The sequence below is a fragment of the Streptomyces sp. NPDC002386 genome, from assembly GCF_053593175.1.
The window spans coordinates 149,590-158,450 of the sequence record NZ_JBSFBX010000002.1 but is presented as its reverse complement, the minus strand read 5'-3'; the positions used below and the strand labels follow the sequence as shown (position 1 = coordinate 158,450).

Annotated in this window: 5 protein-coding genes; 2 read left to right on the top strand and 3 right to left on the bottom strand. The window is 61.8% G+C overall.

The genetic code is table 11. The annotated features are described in order from the left end of the window. The coding region (locus tag ACWCPN_RS04825; protein ID WP_451202435.1) for a tetratricopeptide repeat protein at window positions 1–598 on the top strand (598 nt) is incomplete at its 5' end. A 1,026-nt stretch (window positions 599–1,624) separates the two neighbouring features. Here ACWCPN_RS04825 and ACWCPN_RS04820 read toward each other — a convergent pair. From ACWCPN_RS04820 to ACWCPN_RS04810, 3 genes are all read right to left on the bottom strand, one after another. Further along, a complete protein-coding gene (locus tag ACWCPN_RS04820; protein ID WP_451202433.1) occupies window positions 1,625–4,102 on the bottom strand; it encodes a KAP family P-loop NTPase fold protein in 2,478 nt (825 codons plus the stop codon). Window positions 4,103–5,084: 982 nt separating this feature from the next. Continuing rightward, the gene (locus tag ACWCPN_RS04815; protein WP_451202432.1) at window positions 5,085–5,738 is read right to left on the bottom strand and encodes a hypothetical protein; all 654 of its coding nucleotides are present in this window, start codon (window positions 5,736–5,738) and stop codon (window positions 5,085–5,087) included. Between the two features lie 287 nt (window positions 5,739–6,025). Further along, window positions 6,026–6,895, bottom strand: a complete 870-nt coding sequence (locus tag ACWCPN_RS04810) for a hypothetical protein (RefSeq protein WP_451202430.1) — start codon at window positions 6,893–6,895, stop codon at window positions 6,026–6,028. A gap of 711 nt (window positions 6,896–7,606) precedes the next feature. On the opposite strand from ACWCPN_RS04810, the gene ACWCPN_RS04805 reads away from it, so the two are divergent. Beyond that, on the top strand, window positions 7,607–7,810 hold the full coding sequence (locus ACWCPN_RS04805) for a hypothetical protein (RefSeq protein WP_451202429.1): 204 nt from the start codon (window positions 7,607–7,609) through the stop codon (window positions 7,808–7,810). The last annotated feature ends 1,051 nt before the right edge of the window (window positions 7,811–8,861 follow it).

Genomic DNA, 8,861 nt, shown 5'->3' with positions numbered 1-8,861 from the left:
TGAAGCGCTCGATGCCCTTCATCAGGCAAGCGCCCTATACAGGGTCTCCGGTGATCTCCACGGCCAGGGGCAAGCCCTGAATAACCTCGGCAGCGCCCTTCATCAGCTTCGACGATTTGATGAGGCCATCCAAATTAATGCGCGAGTGATCGATTATTGTCGCGAAATCGGCGATCTTCACGGCGAGGGAAGAGCAATGCGGAATTGTGGCCTCGCCTTTATGGAACGAGGTATGCATAGTGACGCGATCAGTGCTCACCAGAGGGCTGTAGACCTCTATCATGAGACAGGCGATTTCCGCAGTGAAGGGCTTTCGCTAAGTGACCTCGGCGCCGCCTTGCTGCGGGTTCGCCGTCTGGAGGAGGCTGTCGAAGCGTATTCGAAGGCTGCTGCCATCTACCATGAGATCAACGATATTAAGGCAGAAGGAGAGGTGCTCGGTAATCTGGGCACCGCTTTGCTGCGGGTTCGCCGTCTGGAGGAGGCTGTGGAAGCGTATTCGAAGGCTGCTGCCATCTATCACGAAATAAACGATATCGATAGCGAGACGCGGATTTATTACCTTCGCGCCGTGGCGCATAACGAGCGTTGGAGTTAGCTGCCCAAGGCGAGCCCGCCTCGGGAAATGAATGCACTGCGACTGGCCGGCGAACCGAGGACGAACAGGTCCGGGGGACGGCTCAGAACTTGCCAGATCCGGGGCCGCGCTCAACGGACAGCCGAAACCTGCGGCGCCACCCGTGTGAGCCTCAGCCGACGACAGTCAGCCACGCGCTTCAGCCGACGACTAAGTGTGCGTGTGCCTCGCTGGACCCCCGGCCGACCTGAGCGAGGTTGTCGGCCCTCGACCAGAGCAAGGCTCTACGTTGGAAGCGCATGGGTGGCGACTAGTGCGATGCCCTCTTGGTCCCGAAGCAACTTGGGTAGCGCTGCTGCCTCGGGCTTGTACGCTCGTCACCTGGGTTGATGGACTGTGGACGTCCGTGCTCGTCCGCGGTTGTTCGTGCGCGTTGTCACGCAGTTAGACACTCACCGCTGCTGCCTTCTTGGCCGGCGCCTGGGACGAGAAGGATCTGACTCGTAGCGCTGCACACAGGCCGCCAGGAGCCGGGCGACGTCCCCCGTCCGCAAATCATCGTGAGCAGCACAGGCGGAGAGTGGCACCAGTCAGGCTGAACACGCCCCTACGCGTCCACCCTTGTCGGTTACGGCGGCCTTAGGCAGATGATGAGGGTTCGCCTTTATTCGCCTTGGCATCGGCGCGCCGTGCCTTAAACGCTGCAAATTGAGCTGAAAACACATATAGGTAGTCGAGTAGAGCCTCGGCAAGAGCCAGACGTCGGCGGCGTCCTCGCGGCTCACTGAGGCCCCGGTGAAGTGAGCACCCTGGTTGCCAAGAACTCGCAGCTCTTGAGCTTACTCGAAGAGCTGCCCGTCGATCTTCACCTCGTCCCTCAGCTGCTCAAGCATCTTGAACGGCGACTTCGGCCGGCCCCCGCATGAGACAAACCTTGGCCCAGACAAGGAGGAGGCCATGAATATGAAGATGGAGAAGGAACTAGACTGGCCGAACTAAAGCCGCTAGCCGCGCGTGAATAGCACGGTCAGCGGCTAAGGCCCCCTTTCAGAAGAGCCTTTGCGCTAGATCGGCGAGGGCAGGCCCTTCAGGGGTAGCGAGTAGCCTGCGGAGATCGTCGCAGGCACTGTCATGGGTTCCGCCCTCAATGCCAAGGCTCCTGAGAGCCTTGGCCCAGGCCACATCATCGGCTGCATTGGGAGTGAGTACCGCCAGACCCGATTGCCCACCTATTCGGGAGCACAGGGAAACTTGCAGCGCGGGCCAACGAGCAGTGATTTCGGCGAGGGTGATGAGATGCATGGCGTCTTCAGTGGAAAGCTGATCTGAAGAGCTCTCTTTATAGGCGAGAACCCTGAGATAGAACTGCCACACTGTCAGAAGTCTTTTAGCTTCTCGCATCGATATGTGACGCTGTGAAGTGAGTCGGTCCTGTAGGCGGTATCGAACCGTCGGGTGTTTCTCCAGGGCGATAACCTGGTTTTCCACCTCAGAGATCAGAGGCGATTCCTCGGGGGGGTTAAATCCCTGTGATGAGTGGCTGGCGTTGGCGGAAGGTGCGGTCGTAGCCGAGGGAAGAGTGGCGGTGCCCGACCCACCTTGTTCGTCGACTGGTCCGAGCAGGCTGCTCATGGCCGTTGCGAGGCTCTGGTGCGCGATTGGAGGTAGCGTAATTGGAAGCTGAATGAGCTTCCGAAGAAACGTCCAACCCCAAGATGGATCCTGGTGTCCGGCCTGCCCTCGCGCTGACCCGAAATCGGCGTAGGATCGATCAAGGTGACCTGCAACGACTGAAGAGTCCAAGCCAAGGACAAATCGGCAAGGCGAAATACTCGGTTCTGTGCTGCGCTCCGTGGAGTGGAGGGCCCCAGAGAGAAACAGATTTATCGCTTCGAAAACCTCTGCTGTGGCACGCGTTGAGCAGCGGTCGAGGTCGTCGATAAAGACGATTAGTTCTCGCCCGCTAGACCGGATTGCGTCCAGTAGCTCGCGAATATCGTGTTGCACTAGGTATAGGTACCCGGAGCGGGCATTGTAGTAGGGGTCGCGCAAAGCGCCGTCTCCTGACCCTGCGTTCGCGGCGAGGGCTCCGCTCAGAACCGGCCCATCTAGGACCTCCCCGGGAAGATAAGACCGCGCCCGCCCCCAAAGAAACCTACCTGCGGTATGCAAGAGGCCCAAGCCCAGGAGGACCACGGGGAGCGCGATGGCGAGGAGTTCGGCTTTTACCGAGTGGCCTGACCATGAGTACTTAGTATCTGCCTTTGCAAGTTGCGCTACAACCGGGACGACGAGAGCGAACACAGCCACCCGTAGTAGGGGCGAGAGAAGGCGCCTAGCGACAGTGCGTCGCAACTGATGCCGATCGAGACGTTCCGCGTTACGTTGCAGCCAATACGTTTCGCGTGCTCGCCCGTCGGCGCCTTGGGCGGCACGAGAGGCCTCCACGATTTCGCGAGAAAGCCCAGCCCAGATCTGATCGCTCGTCTGATGTGCCCAGGGGTTGAAGCGTACGGTCACCGCCTTGCGGGCTGCTGGACGGGTTTGCGAGTTGCCGTGATGCGTTGCCCTGGGGCCACTCGTCCCTTCCGAGCCGCGTTGAGGGTGAGCTCGAAGCAACCAAACGGCTGTGCGGACCGGCAGGAATCGGCGACGCAGCCATGGCATTCTGTTCCCCGCCCAGGTCTTGCGCATCCACCTATGGCGTGTCCCTGTAACAACTGATGCGTCTTGTTGACGGGCAAGGACTTCTTCCTCGATGAGTTGCATCATCGTGGATTTTCCTGAACCCCACGGCCCTTCTATGGCTACCACCGATGGGCCGCTGTTGTCGTCGAGACCTCGGATGGACTCGTGACCTGTATCGACAGGGGTGAGCAAGTCGGCGACCGCGTGCACCAAAGCCATACGGTTCAGCAAGTCGCGACTGGCCGGCCGGTCGGAGAACCCCCTGAAATGAACGGCCCCCTTGTTCGAGGCGAGGCCGCTGCCCGAGGGAACGATAGCCTCAGCTGTATTTAGCGCGCGCTCTGTAAGTTCGTGGTCGAGGCGTGCCACCGGATCCGTCGATGGGTCGAGCGCGGCGTAGAGCTGCAACTCGGGATACCTGGCGAGTTGTTCTTCAAGCCAGCTCGCGCCAAGAAGTTGGCCAAGGAACGGGTATCTGTCCCTAAGTTCATCAAACCACTGGTGATCTGCAGGTGTGAGATCCGCGGCGCAGACCAGGTGCCACTGATCTGGGTGGTGCCCCCTAACTCTGTAGAGGCTTTCGTCGACGCCGCGGATGGTTTCGCGTATCTGAGCACGGCGGGAGGCTGTCAGGGGCCCGGCGTAGGCTTTTATCTCAAAGGCGATGCGCTCGCCGGCCTCCGTCTCCACAAAAACGTCGCCTTCCGGGTGGCGGCCTATGTAGGGGTTCTCTGGCACCTGCGCACGGGGGTGGAGTCGGAGAAGGAGCAAGGTGACCAGAGCTTGAAACTGCCGGTAGGTGGCTGCGCCTGCAAGTCGATCCCAAGAGATGTTCACCGGGCAAAGATACGGTCACGACGGAAGATCTGTACTGCGTTGCAGAGAACCTCTCCCGGTGTTACGGGGGGTCAAGGATCGCGGCGTCGGCGAGCGGCGCAAACGTGCTATGGCTGCGGCGACTCGGCAGAGCGTGTCGCCGGCCTACAGGCGGTGACAGCTTGCTGCGGAAGTCGGGCACGGCGCGTCTCGAACGTGATAAGGCATTGCCACAGTGTCTCCGCCAGTAGGGGATGCAGGTCTTCGCGATCTGGTGACCAGGCCCCTCGGACCCGTCGGTCGTGAGCCGGCGGCGGCCAGCGTCTATCGCAGGTCTATCGCGATCAGTGCGAACCAACGACAGAGAGCGGGAGGCAGTGAGACTCACTCCCGCTCTCTTATGTCGGCATCGACCCTGGCCACATCCCGACTTCGGGGCGTGGTTGGGCGAGTGCCCCCGGCAGGATTCGAACCTGCGACACTCGCTTTAGGAGTTCGATCTAACCCCGGCCTGGTCAGGCCTCGCCTCGTGCCTCGGTGCCGTCCGCAGCCGTTGTGTGTCGCTCTTGTCTGGGGTCGTTGATGTCAGCGTTGGATGTCAGTGGAACAGTTCCGGCACCGTACAGGTCTCCAAAGGCTCATCCGGCCGATCAGCCCAGCGCCACCAGACATGCTGGCCAGTACACCTCCATAGCGTCCGACACGTCCGCCGGCCATCGTCCTCCCGCTTGGAGAGGACGACGCCGCCGGACTTCATGGGCTGGCTGCACTCGGGACATGCCGGGGTGTCGTCGGTCATGCGGCGCACCCTAACGGAGCGACTGCTTCGTCCCGAAGCAACTTGGGTGAGCGCTTGACCTCGGGCCGGTGTGCTTCTCACCTGCCGTGACGATCCAAGGACGTCCGCGGTTGTCCACCGCTGCGCGTCGCCGTTGTCACGCAGTTAGACACGCAGACGAGTCCTGTTAGCGGGCACTGGGCTCAGATTGGCCTCTTGCTGACTTCACGCTTTCTGGCGCTTGAGAACAGTGGTGGCTAGGTCGTCGACAGACCGACGGAGCTCTCGATCCGACAGTGAATCCTTGGGGCCGAACCGCTCAACGTAGAGCGTTGCTCCATCACCTACATCAACGGTGAGCTGAGCTTTCCAGGCGTCGCCGTACAGGACTTGGCGGGCGGCTGCTCGCCCCTGGATCAACAAAGGCTCTGCCTTCTCTGGGATTACGTCTGTACCATCCACCGTCTGCTGCAAGGACTCTGTGGTGGGGTAGAAGGCGACCACGAACCCAGCTGGTTCAGCCGCGTCGTCCTGTGTCATTAGCAGATAGCAGGAGGCGCCACCCTTCTCCTCAGCCATGGGAGATGCCTCTCTGATGCTGAACTGCTGTCGCATCGCACCGCTCACGAGCTTGCAGACGGTCTTCTTGCTGACCCCGGCAATGATCGGAGCGTCTCCAGGCACCGAGGCGCTTGTGGACCCAGATGAGTGCGCAATGGCGTAGCCGAGGCCGGCGCCGACAGCAAGAGAGAGCACTGCGGTGAGGACCAGCAAGCTCTTTGCAGGGTTACGACGGCGCTTCGTGAGAGCCGCAGCCGCTTCCTTGGGGGAGTCCACGGCTGAGCCACTTTCGTGAGTTGAGGTGTCCTCGCTGGCCATGGCGAGATCATCACACCGGCGCCGTAGCCGCTGTCGCTATGATGCTTGATCGTTACGGGGCGAACGGCGAGCCATCAGCTTGGGAAGCTTAGGTGATCTAGGGGGAGTTGTGGGTCTGACCTGCGCAGGAGCAGCCTGGGGGCATTCGACGATGACGGCCCGTTGCCCCGCCGTTCCCCGTGATTGCCCGCCCAACCTGGCACGGGTCTGGCACGGCGCTGGGTGGTAGGCAGCCGACCCCTGGCGCACGCACCTCGGGTCTCAGCCTTTACCATGCTTAATGGGTCTTAGAAAGCGACTGGTCCATGCAGTTCTCGCTTGGCTGCACGGACGAAGCGTTCTTCCGCCTCATTGAAGCGGAGGGTCGCATCGCTGTAGGAGCTGTCGGACATCGGAGGAAAGCGCAGCCATCCCTCCATGAGGGCTCCGAACTCTTCGTCATCAAAGGCGTTGGGTGGCAGTGCATTTCGGGCCACACGGCAGGCATGTCCCGGCGCTTGTGCACCGTCGGCGTCCCGTCCATTTGATGCGTCAGGGTGCGAGGAGTTAGTAGAACTGAGACGGTTCAGGTCAGCCAGCGCTTGCATGAGCTCTACAGCAGTAGCGCTTACGCCCGGCGCCTGATCGTTCGATAGTCGACCGAGTTTGCCCCAGGCTCTCTCGTAGATGGCTTGCTTGCCGAGGTAATACCGGATCCTGTCAGCGGCTTCAGTCATGCCTGCGGCGGGGTCAGCCACCTCCTCGGGGCCCTCGAGTTCGATGATCGTCTGTGCTGCTTTCAGCGCTGCCAGAGCATCGTCAGCAGCAGCCTTCCCGGCCCTGACGTCCTCTGCTGGTAGATCTTCCGCGTTATCGAGGACGAAGCGCTCACTCACCTCTTTGACTCGGTTCGCGGCAAGGAGGAAAGATGCGTAAGCCTCCCGTTGAATGCCACGGCGCCACTGTCGAAGAGCTGCGTTCGCCTCAGCGCGAACAGCGTCCAACGCTGCACGGTACGCGGACTCGGCTTGAGCCAATCCCACCGCGCTGGTCGCCTCCGCCGCACTCAACGCGGCCTTCATCTGCCATCGACCGACGATCACGCTGGCGGGAATCCCGATAAATGCCACTCCGGCCGCAGACAGCGCGGCTATCCCCTCAAGGTCCATGCTGCTCATGGTGCCGCAACCGTAGGGCGCGGTTACACGACCTCCCTAGACCGAACACCTAGGTTGCCCGAGGTCGATTACGGAGGTCTGTCGACATCCACCAACGGCCGCTGTGCCTCGGTCGATCGTCCAGTGAGGTCCGGCCCCGACTGCTGCTGTTCGTGCTTGTTGGTGTCAGCCGCTGGTGTCAGCCGACCGGCTCCCTCTTGACAGGCCCCAGGAAGTGGCGCGCCAGCCTCTCCCGCGGACGTCTTTTCCGGCGCGTCCCTACGACGTGCAGTGACGTTGTCGGCCCAGACACGGCCCAGCCGCAGAACCGTACGCACTGACCGAGCCGGCTGTTGTCTACCGTTCCGATCCACTCACGCGGAGCAGATCCTCCGTAGCGCTACGGGCTGCCACCACGAAGGTGTCGATGGCCTCATTCAGACGGGAGTGAACCTGAAACCACGAATCGACCGGCGTCTCCTCGCCGGGTCCACCACGGCTTCCGTCCTCCCGCCACCGACGTAGGCTTCGGAGCGTGGGAGGTAGCTGGGACAGGCACGCCATGACCTCATCCGCCAGTCGCGATACCGCTTCAGGGCCCTCCAACTGCACCCTGTGTGCCGAGCCGCCGGCCGCTCTAACTGCTGCGTCGACTTCTGTAGCTGAGGCGTCGATGTCGCCGACCGGCTCATAACGGGAACGCATAATCATGTCGCCAAGCCTGTCGCCATCATGATTGACGGCGTGGGCGTCGGCGAGGAACTGCTGATACACCTGCCGCCGGTGATCGATCTGGAGCTCTCGTACCTGTCGGCGCTCTTCGGCTTGCAGCAGTCGCGCCTGTTGCTGTTCAGCAGACAAGAGCTGCATCCGTTGCTGTTCCGCGAGGGCTGCGTCTTTGCGTCGTTCCGACCGGAAGGTAACGGCTGCGGTTAGTCCACCGCCGGCAAGAGTCCCCAGGACACTCACAGCTGCCACAAGTAAAGAGTCCGCCATGGGCCTCATGTTGCCAGCGAAGACTTCTCCGCATCAGAGGATTGATCACTAGTTTGGAAGATCGAGTATGTGGGTGATGCCTGACCTGGCAAGGCGCTCACCTGCACGCTTTTCGGGTGTTCGCCGTCGCTCCCCGTGGCTCCCCCTGCGTGCCTCAGCATCGGGCACGCAGGGGGCACGGTGGTTGGTCGGTCAGCTCCAGTACAGCAGCAAGAGGGATGCGAGGCCTGTCAGGGCCGTGATCAGGCTGGCGAGTGCCGAGATCAGTTCTGCTGCGCTAGGAGCCTTGACTGTTCTGCTCATTGGAGGGGGTGTACTATTCCGGGACGGGAGACAGTTGTCTCCCGTCTTCGATGGCTTCGGAGGGTCGTCGTGCGGAAGCATGACTTCCTTTCGGGTATCGAGTGACCCGTACGGCGGATGTTGTGGAAGACGGACGCCGAACGGGTCATTGCTGTGCGTAGCGGGTAACTCTAGCAGTCGCGACACCACAACTCGGCTTGGATGGTTGCTACTTGCGAGGATGTGGTTTCGGGCTGCTTCAAGACGGTAGCAGCGGGCGCTTCTGCGCTCATCCGGCCCGGCTTCAGGCCCGCTCACTTCCGGCAGCTAGGCGCTTGGCGCAAGGCCGCACTTAGCCGCACTTAGCCGCACTCAGGCTCACTAAACCTCACTGAAACTCGGCGAATCTCGGTCAGTCTCGCGCCGCGGGCGTGACGCCGAAGATGGCTGAAAAGATGCGTAAGGTCGCCGCGCGTATCGACGCTCACGGGGCATCAGCCCAGTGGGGCGGCACCAGCGCGGCTATGCACCGCAACCCACCACTCACCTCTGCTCCCATCCCGTACGCCGTCGACCCACACACCGTGGAGCGGGCGTGGTTCCTGGCGTCCAGGTGGAGCGCGCCACTGTACGAACGACCTGGACGCCAGGGGCCGCGTCTGCTCGGCTCTGCCTGGGTCGACGGTGTGCGGGATGGGAGCCCCAGCAT

What these genes read in the sequence shown, in the direction of transcription:
- ACWCPN_RS04815 (WP_451202432.1), bottom strand. Translation starts at nt 5,738, where the DNA reads ATGGCCAGCGAGGACACCTCAACTCACGAAAGTGGCTCAGCCGTGGAC.
- ACWCPN_RS04810 (WP_451202430.1), bottom strand. Translation starts at nt 6,895, where the DNA reads ATGAGCAGCATGGACCTTGAGGGGATAGCCGCGCTGTCTGCGGCCGGA.
- ACWCPN_RS04805 (WP_451202429.1), top strand. Translation starts at nt 7,607, where the DNA reads ATGATTGACGGCGTGGGCGTCGGCGAGGAACTGCTGATACACCTGCCG.